Origin of the sequence: Prosthecochloris marina, from assembly GCF_003182595.1 — a bacterium.
In the GTDB taxonomy this organism is placed as follows: domain Bacteria; phylum Bacteroidota; class Chlorobiia; order Chlorobiales; family Chlorobiaceae; genus Prosthecochloris; species Prosthecochloris marina.
Window position 1 is genome coordinate 15,981 of record NZ_PDNZ01000011.1, and the last position, 15,258, is coordinate 31,238.

Annotated in this window: 14 protein-coding genes; 4 read left to right on the plus strand and 10 right to left on the minus strand. The window is 49.5% G+C overall.

The features are described 5' to 3' along the window. The first annotated feature begins 11 nt into the window (after positions 1-11). From CR164_RS12270 to CR164_RS12285, 4 genes are all read left to right on the plus strand, one after another. Positions 12-899: an ABC transporter ATP-binding protein gene (locus CR164_RS12270; protein ID WP_110024290.1), complete on the plus strand. Its 888-nt coding sequence runs from the start codon at positions 12-14 to the stop codon at positions 897-899. 58 nt (positions 900-957) lie between these two features. Next, on the plus strand, positions 958-2,931 hold the full coding sequence (locus CR164_RS12275) for a DUF4857 domain-containing protein (RefSeq protein ID WP_110024291.1): 1,974 nt from the start codon (positions 958-960) through the stop codon (positions 2,929-2,931). A 172-nt stretch (positions 2,932-3,103) separates the two neighbouring features. Further along, positions 3,104-3,298, plus strand: coding sequence for an indolepyruvate ferredoxin oxidoreductase subunit alpha (locus CR164_RS12280; RefSeq protein WP_110024292.1), 195 nt, complete (start codon positions 3,104-3,106; stop codon positions 3,296-3,298). Between the two features lie 79 nt (positions 3,299-3,377). Beyond that, the gene (locus tag CR164_RS12285) at positions 3,378-3,563 is read left to right on the plus strand and encodes a 4Fe-4S binding protein (RefSeq protein WP_110024293.1); all 186 of its coding nucleotides are present in this window, start codon (positions 3,378-3,380) and stop codon (positions 3,561-3,563) included. 59 nt (positions 3,564-3,622) lie between these two features. On the opposite strand, the gene CR164_RS12290 is transcribed toward CR164_RS12285, so the two are convergent. The 10 genes from CR164_RS12290 to CR164_RS12335 form a co-directional block, all read right to left on the minus strand. Further along, entirely contained in the window at positions 3,623-4,237 is a 615-nt protein-coding gene (locus CR164_RS12290; RefSeq protein ID WP_110024294.1) for a DUF3793 family protein, read from the minus strand. A 14-nt stretch (positions 4,238-4,251) separates the two neighbouring features. Beyond that, positions 4,252-4,911 (minus strand): metal-dependent transcriptional regulator, encoded by a 660-nt coding sequence (locus CR164_RS12295; protein ID WP_110024295.1) that lies wholly within the window; start codon positions 4,909-4,911, stop codon positions 4,252-4,254. Positions 4,912-5,089: 178 nt separating this feature from the next. After that, a complete protein-coding gene (locus CR164_RS12300) occupies positions 5,090-7,225 on the minus strand; it encodes a TonB-dependent receptor (RefSeq protein WP_110024296.1) in 2,136 nt (711 codons plus the stop codon). A gap of 36 nt (positions 7,226-7,261) precedes the next feature. Next, positions 7,262-8,719, minus strand: coding sequence for an ABC transporter permease subunit (locus CR164_RS12305; RefSeq protein ID WP_110024297.1), 1,458 nt, complete (start codon positions 8,717-8,719; stop codon positions 7,262-7,264). Positions 8,720-8,824: 105 nt separating this feature from the next. Then, positions 8,825-10,216, minus strand: a complete 1,392-nt coding sequence (locus CR164_RS12310) for an ABC transporter permease subunit (RefSeq protein ID WP_110024298.1) — start codon at positions 10,214-10,216, stop codon at positions 8,825-8,827. Between the two features lie 2 nt (positions 10,217-10,218). Then, the gene (locus CR164_RS12315) at positions 10,219-10,923 is read right to left on the minus strand and encodes an ABC transporter ATP-binding protein (RefSeq protein WP_110024299.1); all 705 of its coding nucleotides are present in this window, start codon (positions 10,921-10,923) and stop codon (positions 10,219-10,221) included. Between the two features lie 15 nt (positions 10,924-10,938). Beyond that, on the minus strand, positions 10,939-12,165 hold the full coding sequence (locus tag CR164_RS12320) for an MFS transporter (RefSeq protein ID WP_110024300.1): 1,227 nt from the start codon (positions 12,163-12,165) through the stop codon (positions 10,939-10,941). After that, positions 12,155-12,976: a Rossmann-like domain-containing protein gene (locus tag CR164_RS12325; RefSeq protein ID WP_110024301.1), complete on the minus strand. Its 822-nt coding sequence runs from the start codon at positions 12,974-12,976 to the stop codon at positions 12,155-12,157. The genes CR164_RS12320 and CR164_RS12325 overlap by 11 nt, the downstream gene beginning before the upstream one ends. Then, the gene (locus tag CR164_RS12330; protein ID WP_110024302.1) at positions 12,969-14,246 is read right to left on the minus strand and encodes an ATP-grasp domain-containing protein; all 1,278 of its coding nucleotides are present in this window, start codon (positions 14,244-14,246) and stop codon (positions 12,969-12,971) included. Before CR164_RS12330 ends, CR164_RS12325 begins: the two co-directional genes overlap by 8 nt. A gap of 7 nt (positions 14,247-14,253) precedes the next feature. Further along, a complete protein-coding gene (locus tag CR164_RS12335) occupies positions 14,254-15,258 on the minus strand; it encodes a pyridoxal-phosphate dependent enzyme (protein ID WP_110024303.1) in 1,005 nt (334 codons plus the stop codon).

The following is a 15,258-nucleotide window of genomic DNA, read 5'->3' on the forward strand; positions in this document are numbered from 1 at the left end:
CATTCATTTATATGGATACGTTAATCGAATGTGTCGACCTGCGTCATGCATACGGCAAGAAAACCGTGCTTCACGGCATCAGTTTCAACGTGAAGGCCGGCAGCATATTCGGCCTTCTGGGAAAAAACGGAGCCGGAAAAAGCACGGTCATCAACATCCTGATGGGGTTCCTGCAGGCATCGGGCGGTACCTGCAGAATTCTTGGCGAAGAGAGCCACGCGCTCTCTCCGTCAACTCGTTCCAGAATCGGCTTGCTACAGGAAGGTTTCGTCCAATACGACTTCATGAGTGTAGCCGAACTCGACCGGTATTATGCTCCCTTCTATCCTGAATGGAACAGGGACATCTACTATGACCTGATCTCCCGCATGAACATGCCCGCCTCGAGACGATTGAGTGAGATGTCGCATGGACAGCGTTCCCAGGTAGTGCTGGGACTGATCATGGCGCAGATGCCACAGTTGATGATTCTCGACGATTACAGCATGGGGCTCGATGTCGGTTACCGGAGGCTGTTTATCGATTTCCTGCGTGACTACGTCACTTTTCACGGCACCACCGTCCTGCTCACTTCGCACGTCGTCCAGGAACTCGACCGGATCATCGACCACATGGTAGTACTGAAAGAAGGGAGCATCAGCAGCTGCATGGCTAAAAAGAAGTTCATGGAAACATTTCGAAGCTTCACGTTCGACAGCACTGCCGCATCATTACAGATGACCGTGGACGACCGTATACTCGGGGTGGAACACAACCGGCAGACAACCACCGTATACGGCTTTTTCAACCGCTCCGAACTGCAGGAGTACCTTGAAGAGCACCGGATTCCCTGCAGCGGAATCACATCGGTTACCATGACTTTTGAAGACGCTTTCATAGGGTTGACCGGAAAGTATTGAATCGGCACAAACGTTACGCTATTCTGTTTCCAAATATGTCTTTAACCGCAGCAACATCATGAACAACCAGTGGCAATCACTCCTGAACAAAGAGTGGATCAAACTCCGTAGGGGAATATGGCTGTTACCTCTTCTGCTCATTTATACAGCAACCGATACCTTTCTCAACCTGCATGCTCTGCATCGTCATTACGGGCCGTTCGGGTTATGGGAAACCGTCATTTTCAAACAACCCCAGTTTTTCAGTACATACATGCTTCTTGTCGCCTGTGGAATTATCACCGGTTTCCTTCAGGCCAGACCGGAGTCCTCAGGGAAACGTCTGAGACTGCTGTTTCATACCCCTACCGATCCCTCTCGCATCATAACCCTGCTCCTCATGACGGGCACGGCCATTCTGCTGTGCGTGAACATCACCGGGCTCACACTGCTTGGCGGCATCCTGTCGCTGTTTCATTTTCCATGGAACGTTACCTATCCCGTGCTGCTGACCGTCCTGCCCTGGTGCATGCTCGGTTTCATCGCCTACCTGGCCACGGTCTCTTTTTTCCTGTCGAGCGACTTGCCGATGAAGCTGCTTTCACTCCTCACTTTTTTCCCGGCGTGGATGATTCTGGCGACCAAAGACGCTTATGGACTTTCCGCACCATCGCTGTGGACCTATGCTTTGGCAACCATATGTTATATTTCTCTGGTGTATTACACATCCCTGCGCTTCACGGGAGAGCCGTCAAAGAACCCATTCTATTCCATTGCACGCATTATTTCCATCACTCTGGCAACCTGCGGACTCTCCGCGATATTGCTTATCCTGTACTGGCGGGTCGCCACACCGGCAAAGATCCACAAAACCATGCTGTATAGTCCTATATACAAGCAATTCATGTTCAGCCATAGCGATCCCGACAAAGTTGACGAACAGTGCTATATGCTGGAAAACGGCACATCGCTGACCCGCAAGGCATACCGTTCAGGACAACCGTTTCTCTATGTCCGTGACCTGGAAAAATGGGGAACGTTTCCTGAAACGATCGACGGCATACCGATCACACCACAACAGGCACGGCACGGTTGGCAATTCACACGTCTCTCGTCACGTGATTTCAATGCACCTCCCGCGATGCTTTACATGATGCTGGAATCCAACCCGCAGGGTGCCAGGCTGCAGAAACCGTCAGATTTTTTCAGAGTGATCCGAAACGGTAACGCCATCGAGTTCATCTCTCCCTATACGGGCGTCATAAACCGGCCAAAAAGCATAGCGTTCACTGAAGCGTTGCGAACAGCCGGTTTCATATTTCCGATTACCTCCATGGGAGGAAATCCCGACATTAGAAAAGAATACGATGCCGGTTATTTCCTGACAGATGCCAATGGAGCACTTTTTCAACTACAGATGACTGACAACAAGCCCTCCTGCAGAGCGACAGGACAACGCATTACCGAACAGATCGAGGACATCGTGATAAAAGAGCACCCCTTGAAAAAATTCTTTGGATTCATCATCACGAAAAAAGCTGTATACGCCATCATGCAAGAAGATTGTTCCCTGAAATCGCTGCCTGTCGATGATTTCAACGCTGAAGCGTTCACGCTCACCCTGTGGTCCGACCTTCTCCACTCCTCCTTCATCACCCGAACTCCGGGCAGAGAAACTTCATCTGCGAGAGGCATCGCCATTTCATCCAATTTCAAAGTGATCCATGCTTTCACGAGCGAGCCCGACCCAAAATACCTGCACAGCATGTCACTGCACCGAACCATAGCGTCGTTCCTCTTTCCTGTGCAGATAACACAGTCCATACCCGGATCATCATACCGACACCTCATTGTCACCCATGCAGATAATCCGCGGGAAGCATTGGCCGGCAGTGTTTTTGCGCTGCTGCTCGTATTCCTGATACCCGGAAAGTCAATGCGGCGGTCTTTACGCGGACTCGACTACGGTCTCATAGCGATCTTTGGCCTGACTGCGGCGTTAATCATATTCCTGACGAAGTGCCGTGATAACTTTTTCTGGAAAAGAACCTAACTATGATAGAGCAAAAGAAAATCCACCCTGAATTCGGTTAACCTCTCTACAATATTCTTTATTGACGAACCCTCTTTCCTGCTCTATCTTTATAGGTGAAGATGTGCCATACTCAAGCATCTTCAGAGAAAAAACGAGATGTTTCCAATAATCATTAAAGCAGGAGGGAATCATGGCTTACACGATCAACCCGGATGCCTGCGTGATGTGTGATAGCTGCCGCACAGCATGTCCACGGAATGCCATCAAGGCGCATGAAACAGAAAAAACCTATGTTATCGACGCAAACCTGTGCAACGACTGTGGTAACATGTCAGCCATTCGTTGTGTACCGCAATGCCCATCGGAGGCTATTGCAAAAACATAACCCAACGGGAGTCCGACCTTTTACAGGGTTCTGCATCTTTAACAACGTACTATTATATAACAACTAACGAGGAATTATCATGGCACTGTTTATCACCGAAGAATGCACCTATTGCGCCGCATGCGAAGCGGAATGCCCGGTCAATGCAATTTCTGCAGGCGATGACATATATGTTATCGATCCAAACACCTGTAACGAGTGCGCCGACCTGGACGCACAGGCATGTGTTTCGGTCTGCCCGGAAGAATGCATCGTACAAGGCTGAACAAACGAATTCAAAGCACCATTGATGCCGTCAACGACCCGATACGCGGGTCATGATATCTATGCAGCCCGCAGAAGACATTCCGCTCTCTTGCGGGCATCTGCATAACGGGCACGGGTTTTCATCGAAGGCTCCGGATCACCAAAAATCTGCCACCCGCAACTTCCACTGCAGCGGAATTTATTCAAACCCATAAAACCCCACACATCTTTCAGGGGATAACCGAGAGCAACACCTATTTCATGTGGAATGCGGCCGTTTTCCTGCCAGCGCTTTGCCAGCTCATGAAGGAATGTATGCGCATTCAAACCGAACGGGTATCTCAAATGACAATGAAGAATTTTTTTCGACGCCCGTTTAAGCCGGAGATTCACCGCATCTTCCCGATAAACAATGAATTTCAGGGAACCATCGGTCATTACGAGCATTTTGTATTTCAATCCCCATGATTCGCAGAAAGAATCGGCATGTATCAGACAGCATTCCAACGGCATACTGAAAAAGTCTTTTTTCACAATGAGCAGCTCTCCCGTCTTGCCACCGAAAAGAACACCGGATGCCTGTATAAAAAGCCAACGCTCAAAAGATTCCTGCGGACTGTCGACCGATCCCAGTTTATTTTTCCAGTCCAAAAACACAGATTTGTGAAGTTTCAGCAGATCGTTATCTATCATGACTGTTGTGTTTTTTAGCTATCGAAAGTTTCAACTTCGATCAACGAGGCAAGTGACAAGGAAACCGGCACGTTTTTCCCGTTCATCGCCACCATCACAGGCCCGTCAAAAGGTGCCTTTTCTATAACCCTGCACATGTTGTCCGGCAGAAAGCCCAACTGATTGATGTATTTCATTTTTTCTATATCCGTCGTACAGATAGCAGAAACCTTAGCCTGTGAACCCGGAGCGATTGCGGAAAGAGGAACCGTCTCCCTTCCATTCAACTCTCCTTCGGCCGAAGGAATAGGGTGACCGTGAGGATCTCTGGCCGGATAACCAAGCATCTTGTCTAACGCATCGGTCAAGCGCTCCGAAACAACATGCTCCAAGCGACAGGCATCTTCATGAACCTCATAAGGAGAATATCCAGCCATACGAACCAGAAAGGTTTCGACTAACCGTCTTTTTCTGAGCAGTTTTGCCGCTAACCGTCTGCCATCGTTGCTCAAAGCCACCCCTTCACGCCATTCATGCAAAAGCAGGCCCTGATCGGTGAGTTTTTTCACTTTTTCTGAAACTGTCGAGAGACTATACCCCATCGCCTCGGCAATCATGCCGATAGTTACTTCGCCATTTTTCTCGGACAACCGAAACACCGTCTGGATATACATCTCACTTGACTCACTAAGCATTGATCACGCAGTTCAACCGTTTATGATATCGTCACTTAAAAAAACCCCTCCGTAAGCGAATTACGGAGGGGTTGAAAGAACAAAGGAGAATCAACAAAGGAGTTAGTGAATAATATAAAACCGTTATTTATTTAGACAAAATAAAAATTACGATCTTTTCAAAAAAATTGCACCTTCCTCAGATTCTCAGATTGACAAACAGTTCATACGTCCTCGGATTTGCAATGATAACCTGATCTGTCGCGTAATGACTTGACCAGTTCGCATATAACTCATCCGTGACATTGCGTACGTTCACACCAGCTTTAGCCCACGAGTTGAATTTGTAGTCGAGCGAAAGATCGAGCGTCGTATATGCGTCAAGCTCAAGGGTATTGGCATCATCGACATACACCGGACTGACGTGTCTCACCCATGCACCAAATCCCAGATTTTCATTCATCATGTAGCGAAGGCCGAAGTTCCCGACCCATTCAGGGGCGAAGGGTGGTCTGTTATCGTCAAGAGAGACTGGTGGATTCCCGGCCGTATAGTCATCATAGCGGGCATCGACCGCAGCGATATTCGCATCGATCTGCCAATGACGGCTTGGACGCAGCCCAAGACTCAGTTCCGCACCACGAGAAGATTGTTGGCCGACAGCCAATTTGTCACCGGGAGAAGATGGATCGGGAACAAAAACATTTGTTTTGGTAATATCGTAGACTGCGAATGTCCATTCACCTTTACCATCCCAGAAGGTTTGTTTCAACCCCAACTCTATCTGTTTTGCCTCGGTAAGATCCAGTTGGGTCTGATTGCGTTTTATCAACAACAAGGTACTCCCGGGCTCGACGGCTGTCGCATAGGAAGCGTAGAGAGCGATGTCCGAAGTAAGATCATAGACCGCGCCCAGTCGCCATGATGCGAAACGATGGGTTTTCGATGCTTCCGGCGAACTCGCTTCGTCGAGATAAATCCACTCCGCATGAAATGTGTCGTAGCGAAAGCCACCAACCAGTTTGAACGAAGGTATGATCGATAGCTGGTCCTCCATGAAGACAGCCCATTGACTGATGGTAACGTCCCGTTGAGGAGTTCTGTATCCTCCGGCTACATCAATGAAATCAGCAACGGGAGGATCGTATGGATCAACTATTTCAGAACCCGAAAAATCGTTTCGATCGCTCTCGAAGTCAGTATAACTGAAGTCGACACCGACAAGGAGTCTGTTTTCCATGCCACCGATCTTACCTTTGTAAAGGGCATCGATACGATCCCCTATAACCTGATGATCGTTACCGATATCCCCCCACCAAGACCTTGTCACCACACCGTTGTCATACGTGAATTTTTCGACATTGCGCCATTCACGAAAAGCATCGTAATAGTACAAGCGGTTTGTGATTTTCCAGTCAGCTGCCGGTGTCCATTCGAAATTGCCGCGTACCCAAAGAGCATCCGATGCGGTAATATTGTCAGTCAGGTTATTATAGTTGATCTCCCTCAGCGATTCGTCGATCTTGCCGTCAACCAGCGGTGTGCCATAATAGGCGTTATCGGTTTCATCACGCATATAGTCGGCTTCCAGAGTAAACGACATGTTATCTGACGGTTTGAAGAGCAGTGAACCGGTCACACGGTCCAGAATTGTACGCTCATCATCGATATTGCTGCCGTAACGGTTTGTACTCACATCGAGCCGGTATGCCACTTCATCGTCCCTGATACTCCCTCCGGTACCGGCATGGAACCGATGTGAATTGAAACTCGAAAATCCATAATCGATTTCAATAGGCTGCTCACTAAACTTTGGTTGTCGAGAAATGAGGTTTATAGCCGCTCCTATCGCCCCCTCTCCATGCAGCACTGAAGCTGGCCCACGAAGAACTTCGATCCTTTCAAGATTCGCTGTATCCATAACGCGCGCCGATAGGTTACTTCCACCGGGAATCCTGATGCCATTATACAACCAGGCCACGCTATTGCCGGTAAACCCTCGCACAGAAAAAACACCTGGTGAGGCAGGACTGGACGCACTGGCAAATCCAGCCGTCTTGTCGACGGCCTCGAAAACGGTCCGATCACCACGCTCTTGGATCGTCTCCCGATCGACAACTTCAACACTGGCCGGGGTTTCGCGTATCGTAAGACCAAGCCGCGAAGCCGCATCAGTTTCATCATCGAGCGCGACGGTACTCGTCGATACCTTTTCACCTACCACCGAAATTTCAGGAAGGGTGAATTCCGGCTCTTCGGCAAAAAGAGGTGTTACAAGCAGGACATTACATATCACAGCAGGAAAAACTGCCTGAAACAGTACTGATCTTCTCATGAATTTACTCCAGTTATCGGTTAACAAAAAAGGGAATCACAAAATATCGGTGGCTTTCGCAAAGTTGCGCAACCCCAGCAGGAACAGCACTGCCACCATAAGAAAGATCAGCAGAGCCTTCATCAGGCTCCCGATAAGAACTACGCCCGAATCGAGTTCACGCCATGTAAAACGCGGCAGTTTACCCAAATCGGCTACGGTCATGGCCAGCCCTGAGGTGATACGAGGTTCAAAAAAATCTTTCCATTGCTGATGATACTCATTCACCTGTCCTGTAAAATGCTGATAACGCCTGGTGCCGGTACCGGCAATGGACAACAGTCCCTCATAGGCGAGGATCGCAGGCGAAACGAACCCGAAACGTTCTACCAGGTCCTGTTGTGCGAACAGACGCATCTCGAAGTCAGCCAGAAGAGTCCCGACCTTTTCGTCCACCGACTTGTTGATGAGATAAAAAGCCTGTAGACGTTCCGGCACCTCGAACCGTCCATCCTGCGGCAAAAGCATCGATGACTCCTGGACATGGCGGTAATCCGATGAGAGAAGTTCTTGATAGCGGTTCAAGCCGTCGATAGTTATCAAGCGAGTCTCTGTTGCCAGTTCGATACGCGAAGGAGCCGGACTCACACGGCTGACGTATACGTTCAGAAGCACGGGCGCCACAAGCACTAGAAAAGCCCAGATACCGACCAGAATAAGAGCGTTGCCTGCCGAAGAGAATCCGAAACTGTTAATAAAAAGCGCAAGCATAAACCAGAACAGCGCATACGCCAGAACGATCAATACCGCCACAAGACCGTACAGCAACTGACCGGATGCTATCACGGCAGTACCACGCAGAATGAGAAACGGCAAGGTGATAGCGAGAATGGAAATAATCATCACCGGTACCATGCGCGCGGTCAATTTAGCAATCATGAGAAGCTGCAGAGTCACCGGTTGGGACAACTGCATACGTAAAGTTCCCTGTTCTTTTTCTGAGGAAACAAGATTGTAGCTAACAGCGAAGATGAAGAGTGGCAAGAGGTACACCAACACAAAAACCGGATCGAAACGCCCTGTCAAGAGATTCCAGGGATTTTCATTTTCGGTTTGATACATGAACGTCGTCTTGTTCCTTATCGAAACCCTGTAATGATCCGGCAGCATATCGGACTGTCCTAAAGCAATGGGCGACAATGGACTGACCGGCATAACGGCATGCAGAGCTCCCTGTCCCGAACCCAAAAGCGCTGGATTGAGTGGATTGGAAAATGCTGTCGGCATTTCACGACCCGACTCTATAAGGCTGATTTGTTTTGCTGTCGCTGACAGTTTTTGTTCCTGTTGCACTGCCAACTCACGTATCCGCTCTTCCCTGACATCCGTTGCGGTAAAACCGATAAAAAGAGCATAGCCTAAAAGAAATATCAGCAACAGGGAGACAAGAAACAGGCTTCTATCGGCGACCATGATCCGCCACTCGTTATGCAAAATGTTCAGAAAGTTTTTCATCCGGTAACTCCAACTGATTAATTAACTCACGACCGAGTACAACCATATGGCAGGAACCCGTAGGCCTATCTGCCACTACGACCGTTTCAGACTGTGAAACGTATTTCATACAAGTTTTCTCGAGGACAAGAGAGCGAAAACAAAGGAAAAAAGAAGTGTTGCACACATGATGGCAAAGCTGTTCAGCGACCTCTGCAGTGCAAACAACACGGAGGGCGCAGCATACTCGAATGGCGGAATTCTGGACCAAAACTCCTTACTTACCTTGTAGTCGAAATGATGCTCACCCTGGCCATCTGCATGCTCGACAAGTTCACTGCTGATAAGATTTTGCATCAGACGCCGATGCTGTTCCGCAGAAACAGCAAAATCCCGATGATGCGAAAAATCAGTAGCGGTTATTGCCATGGAATACGAACGAACCGACAGCATCGGAAAGACAAATCCGAAAAACTCCTGTAGTCTCTGTTGATCATCATATCGGTTCCACAATGCTCCAAAATGACGGTCAATAGCATTATACCCTGCTTGGTCATCAACCTGAAGCGCTTCGCCCCAGCGGCTCAAAGGCACGTCGGTTCCCCAGCGATCTTCGACACCGAAATGCTCTTTCCACGCTTCCGTATATTCTTTTCGCAGTTCCTGGTTCAACTGTGCATTGAATTCCACTTGATTCGGCGTAGGATAGACCGTTCGGGCTACATCGACCAACACCCTGGGGGCAAGAATGGTCCCGGCAATCCAGACAGCCAATAACACGACCAGTGAAATTCTCGATGCAGGAGTAAGCACGGAGACTGTAAGAACCATGAAAATGAATATCCCGAGATACACCAGGTAGCCTAAAACAAGCAATCCCAACCGGATCAAAACATCATAGCGATCACCTGCTTGCACATCGCCGAAAGCAATCCAGAACGCTAACATCAGCAGAGGTGCCAATAATAGAAGAGCACCAAGAAAGAGTGCAAAGGCTTTGCCCACCAGCAGCTTCCATGAAGGAACCCCCAAGCTGATCAACTGCCGAAGCGTACCTTGTTCGCGTTCACCTGAAAAACTGTTGAAGCCCAGAATTATAATCAACAGGGGACCGAGCATCTGAATAATCCATGCGGGGGTCAAACTTCCAAACCGTTGAAGCCCGGTCGCATCCTGGGCAGGGCGAAACTTCACTTCTGTCTGGCGATGAGCCTGCAGCCATTGGGTTGATCCCACATAGTTGGTAATACCAGGATCGACGAACGAAAGTGGCGGAATTGGCTTGAACACATGCATTCCCTGGTGCGCTGCATCATGCGGATGGCGCTCCGGCTGATTGATCCAGTCGTCATAATCAAGCTGCTGAGCCACTTCCCGCTCTGAAAAAACATTTTTCCGCTGCTCGAAACCGACAAGAAATGCAGTAACAAAAAGCACAACGATCAGCCCTGCACCAAACAGAAACCGGCCGTCACGATAAAACTCCCGTATCTCCCGGGAAACGATAAGCCATGTCATACTCAATCCCTCATATTTTTAAGATAAATTGTCTCCATGTCGGTATGGCTCACATCATCGCTGCTGAACTCGGCAAGCATACTCCCGCTGCGCATAATCCCTATTCGATTACCCGTTTCTTTTGCGTGAAACAGATCGTGGGTAGTCGTAAAAACCGCCACTCCATTTTCAGCCGCTTTTTTCAAGAGAAGAGAAAACTCATTGGCTGCTTTCGGATCGAGTCCTGAAGTAGGCTCATCGAGAAGAAGGGCTTTTGCATTCTTGGCCATGGCAATCGCAATACCGACCTTCTGCCTCATTCCTTTCGAATACGTAGAAACCCTGCGCACTGCGTCTTCCGGGCGCAACCCGACATCCGTAAGCAACTTCATCAACAGGTCTTTTGGCTTTTTCCGGCCTGTTGCCAGCGCTGAAAAATATTCGAGATTCTCCAATCCCGTCAACACACCGTAAAGCATGACGTTCTCAGGGATGTAAGCAATATCCCTTTTGGTTTCGAGAGGATAGTTCATCACGTTTTTACCATTGACCAGCACCTCTCCCGAAGTTGGCTTCAGAAAGCCCAAAAAGTGATTGATAAGGGTTGTCTTCCCGGCACCGTTAGCTCCTAACAAACAATAAATCTGACCCCCGGTTACCGAAAGAGATACATTGTTCAAAGCAATATGGGAATTGAAGTTTTTTGTCACACCGTTGGCTTTAAGCACGTTTTACTCCTGTTGTTATTTACAATCTGAAAAAGCTGTAGTCGTAACTCCCGCACGCCGAACCCAGTAATGCAATGCTATGGCCGTAGTCAGTCCGATAACAGCAAAGGTTACCCATGGAAGTCCCGGCACCTGGGATTCGACCGATACATCAAAAAGTGCACCTCCCGTGATATGCCCGATAGCCCCTCCGAATCCCAGACTGAGAGAGCTTGCCCCGAGGTATGTCCCCAAAGCCTTTGGATTGGCCGTGTCGGCGATTATCGCCTGGTAGGTAGGCCGTACAAGAACCGCGCCTGTCGAAATGACCGCAACACAGAACAGCAGGCCTGAAAAACTCTGGAAAAGAGCTATGGCACCCATACCGGCCGATAAAAGCACAATGCCTGCAGTAAGGATGGCATGGTTGCTGAAAGACCGTGACAACCTGCTGGTCAGATGATACTGCAAAGCAATGGTTATTGCTGCCGACAGTGCCAGAGCGATACCGGCCCCACCTTTCGATCCACTTGAAATACCAGCCTGCAAAGGAATGATGATGCCCATCTGGACAGCGACAACCCAGTAGCCGGCCATCAACATGATGAGAGAGGCGAAGCGGCGGTCCTGGCCGACAAGCCGTATATTATCGGATACGTGACTGCTCTCCCGGCTGGTATGTATAACCGGCAGTCTTGTTATCACAACCAGACAGAGAAAGAACAACGCTGAAGAGACAAGACAGACCGTCATGAAATCAAAGCCGACCAGTATCGCACCAAGAAGAGGCCCGACGGTACTGGCCACCCCGCTCACCCAATTGCTCAGGGAATAATATCGTGTCCTGTCCGAACTGGTTGTGAGTGCCGCTATAGCAGCCTGATAGGGTGCTTCGAACAGGGCGCCGCCAACCGCCGAAACCGTAAGGGCGATAAACAGCGGCAATGCGCTATCGGCGAACGCCAAACCCGCGAATCCGATCGCACGCACAGTAACGCCGAGCCCTATCATCCGTTTCGTTCCATAGAGATCCGCGAGTATCCCACCTCCTATGGCAAGCCCCTGCTGCGTTATCTGACGCACAGCCAACGCTACACCGACAAGCGTTGCCGCCATGCCGAGGTCGTTCACATAGTGAACGGCCACCATCGGCATAAGCATCGTAAAACCGGTAACCATGAAAAAGGTATACACCAGAAGAACACGTAGTCCACTTTTTCGCTCACCCGGCGAGTACTGATGGATACCTTTCTCAGGAGACATACAGATACAATGTCGTTTCGTGAGAACTGAACTGGGAAAACGGGAACGGCTCTGCCGAGACAGCGGCTACCCCGTTACCGAGAAAATTGGGGGCGATGCCACTCCCGGTTTGTGCATAGACTATAAGCGGCACACCGCTTTCCCTGCCCGCCTGCAGAAGCGTATCGAAACTTCCATTAGACATCGTCATGCCCGTAGCAATGATCATATCGCAGTCATAAATGATCGTATACATATCCTGCTCGATCACTTGGCCATCCTGGGTAGCGTGAAGATTGAAATCGCAAGGCATACAGATACCGCCGGCATTCTCTATGGCTTTAACCAACGGATTCACTACCCCAATCAACGCCACCCTTGTACCGGGGTCTATATTCACCAATGATGTAATTGCAGCATCACGATGCTTCGCCCGCTCAACCGCAGTACCTCCGGGAAGTGCAAACGGCCTTGCCTTGGAATTGTTTTCATGAGGATGCACAAGGTTGAAGTACGCGTCAAGAGCCGCGACCCGAACCGGCAGCCGCTCATCTTCCAACAAACTGCTCACTCTTTTCCCTGGCAATTCGTGCGCAATTTCATCCGAAAGCTCATTCTCCTCGATCGAGCATGCTCCGAAAGAGGTTTCCGCTCGCAACAGCAGATAATTGTTGCGGTACCTTTGTGACGTTTCAGTCAACCGTGTCCCTTGCTTAATGTGAAAAGCTCCGCTTATGCACACATCGCCCGGATCCCGTTCGAACTGATTCTCGAGAACCGACCCAACCAGATCATGGATGGTCGCAGCTCTACAGTTGACACCCTCACTCATTGACTTCCTCCTTCTCACTTGTTGAAACTTCAATTTTCAAAGATTCCGCTGCATTCTCGGCAATCGCTCTTGCAGCGCCACCATTCGGATCCACGGCAACCAGATGCCCTATGTAACACCCGTTGTCTATAGGCTCGTTGACGTGCCCGCCCACTTTCGCATCCAGGTGCCACCGGGTCACATGCGCATTGTTCTCCAGCGTTTCAATACCGGAAATGCTTTTCACCACCCCCCCTAGATCCGGCATCAAAAACTTGATCGCCGCGCTCCCTGCACCGTTCCGCTCATGGATCATCGACGGCTTTTCACCAATGGCAAGGCGCACAAACGCTTCAACAAGGCTTTTGCCTGTAACATGCTCGATAAGCTCACTGATATAGTTCCCTGCCGGACGCGGATTTATTTCAACGATTCTCGGACCACGTTCCGTAAGCTTGATTTCCGTGTGACTTATTCCATTATCGAATCCGATCGCTTCCAGCGCAGATTCAGCCAATTCGCAAGCCTCTTCAGCAAGCTTGTCATCGAGCTGAGCCGGAAACATATGCCCATCTTCGATGAAAAACGGCGTCCCGCTGATACTCTTGTCCGTCACGCCTATAATCGTTGTCTTCCCATCGATTGTAATTGCCTCCACACTTACCTCTTCCCCACTCATGTACTCCTCGATCAAACATGCCGTATCACGTTTCTGATCCCGGAAGTTTGTCTCGAATTCCATAATCGCCCTGCAGGACTCTCTGAGCTCATCTCCGTTATGCACCATACGCACAAAAGCACTCGAAGCAAGATCGGTCGGCTTTATAACCAAGGGGTAGCCCAAGTCATTTCCGGCATGCAATGCCTCTTCGACCGAGTTCACAACGTCAAAGCCCGGATTAGCCAACCCATGCTGCGTGAGCGCCTTACGGACCTGGTCCTTACGTCGGGCAACCGTGCTGTTCTTCGGAAACGGATGAGGAAGCTCGAGCCGTTCGGCCACGCGGGTGACCGTTGTGATGTAATAGTCACAGATAGTGAGAACCGCATCGAACGCCTCACGCTTGTGGATACCTTCAAGCACCTCACATAAGCCATCGATGTCGTTCGTTTCGGTCACGATAGTATTTTTCGCACCGGCAACAACGGGGTGATCTTTCCCCTCTTGTGCACCATAGTGAGAAGGATTTCTGGTGACAAAGGAGTATTCATGCCCGAGTTTCTTGATCATGGGTGGCAATAAACGGGCGGTTCCTCCAACCCAGCTCTCGATCATCAGTATATGCGCCATTTTTCGTTTATTTTTTGATTGTATATGTTCTGCGACTCCAGTTCAACGTGCACCAGTCAAGAGAGATTTCATTCATACCATGTATGGTTGTGGGAGCAAGAGAATCTCTATCCGAAACCTCCTCATCGCCCGTAAAAACCGCATCGATGTAACGATGCCCCGTATCGGGCATGATGAACACATAATTTCCACGATGATCAGCCTCAGCCTCATATCTGGCAACCAGATAAGCACAACCGCTCGACAGTCCCGCAAATATCGCGTAATCTCTAAGAAGGTGTATGGCCCCAACCCGTGAGTAGTTAAATGACACCCAATGAATGTCGTCATACAGTTCATGCCTGACATTCTGAAACTCGATCGATGAACCTATTCCGGCAACCAGCATATCCGGATCCTGAACGCCCTGACTACCAAACGTCACACTGCCGAACGGCTCTATACCAATCAGCCTGACATCCTCGTTATCACATCGTAGATAACTGGTTATCCCACCGGTCGAGCAACCGGATCCCACTGCACCCACAACAGTAAGGTTTTCAGTACCCACCTCCCGTATTATCTGTTTGGCAACATCTTCATAACCCAGATAATGAATATCATCGTGGTACTGCCGCATCCAGTAGTGATTCCGCTCTTTCTTCATCACATCCAGCACCTTTTCGACCCGGAACTTCTGGTCCAGCTTCAAGGTTGTTTGTGCCGGTATTTTTTCCACGTTCGCCCCAAGGTTTTCAAGCAATGCGGCAAGGCTTTTATTGATGGTGGTAGACGCAACGATGCGGGACTTCAACCCATGTTTGTGACAAGCCATAGCAAGAGCGTAAGCGTACAAACCGCTGGAACTATCGATGAGTGTTGTTTTCGTATCGATGCGCCCCTCATCGAGAAGACGCTCGACAGCCGTTATTGTGGAATACAGCTTCATTGTCTCGAACCGCAATGCGAAAAGGTTGCTTTCAAGCTTTATGATCGCCGGTTTTTTCATGGCGTCAGCTATGTGATCGTACAT

Bases quoted from the DNA above. Each gene is read 5' to 3' on its own strand.
- CR164_RS12270 (WP_110024290.1), top strand. From the start codon at position 12: ATGGATACGTTAATCGAATGTGTCGACCTGCGTCATGCATACGGCAAG.
- CR164_RS12275 (WP_110024291.1), top strand. From the start codon at position 958: ATGAACAACCAGTGGCAATCACTCCTGAACAAAGAGTGGATCAAACTC.
- CR164_RS12280 (WP_110024292.1), top strand. From the start codon at position 3,104: ATGGCTTACACGATCAACCCGGATGCCTGCGTGATGTGTGATAGCTGC.
- CR164_RS12285 (WP_110024293.1), top strand. From the start codon at position 3,378: ATGGCACTGTTTATCACCGAAGAATGCACCTATTGCGCCGCATGCGAA.
- CR164_RS12290 (WP_110024294.1), bottom strand. From the start codon at position 4,237: ATGATAGATAACGATCTGCTGAAACTTCACAAATCTGTGTTTTTGGAC.
- CR164_RS12295 (WP_110024295.1), bottom strand. From the start codon at position 4,911: ATGCTTAGTGAGTCAAGTGAGATGTATATCCAGACGGTGTTTCGGTTG.
- CR164_RS12300 (WP_110024296.1), bottom strand. From the start codon at position 7,225: ATGAGAAGATCAGTACTGTTTCAGGCAGTTTTTCCTGCTGTGATATGT.
- CR164_RS12305 (WP_110024297.1), bottom strand. From the start codon at position 8,719: ATGAAAAACTTTCTGAACATTTTGCATAACGAGTGGCGGATCATGGTC.
- CR164_RS12310 (WP_110024298.1), bottom strand. From the start codon at position 10,216: ATGACATGGCTTATCGTTTCCCGGGAGATACGGGAGTTTTATCGTGAC.
- CR164_RS12320 (WP_110024300.1), bottom strand. From the start codon at position 12,165: ATGTCTCCTGAGAAAGGTATCCATCAGTACTCGCCGGGTGAGCGAAAA.
- CR164_RS12325 (WP_110024301.1), bottom strand. From the start codon at position 12,976: ATGAGTGAGGGTGTCAACTGTAGAGCTGCGACCATCCATGATCTGGTT.
- CR164_RS12330 (WP_110024302.1), bottom strand. From the start codon at position 14,246: ATGGCGCATATACTGATGATCGAGAGCTGGGTTGGAGGAACCGCCCGT.
- CR164_RS12335 (WP_110024303.1), bottom strand. From the start codon at position 15,258: ATGTACGATCACATAGCTGACGCCATGAAAAAACCGGCGATCATAAAG.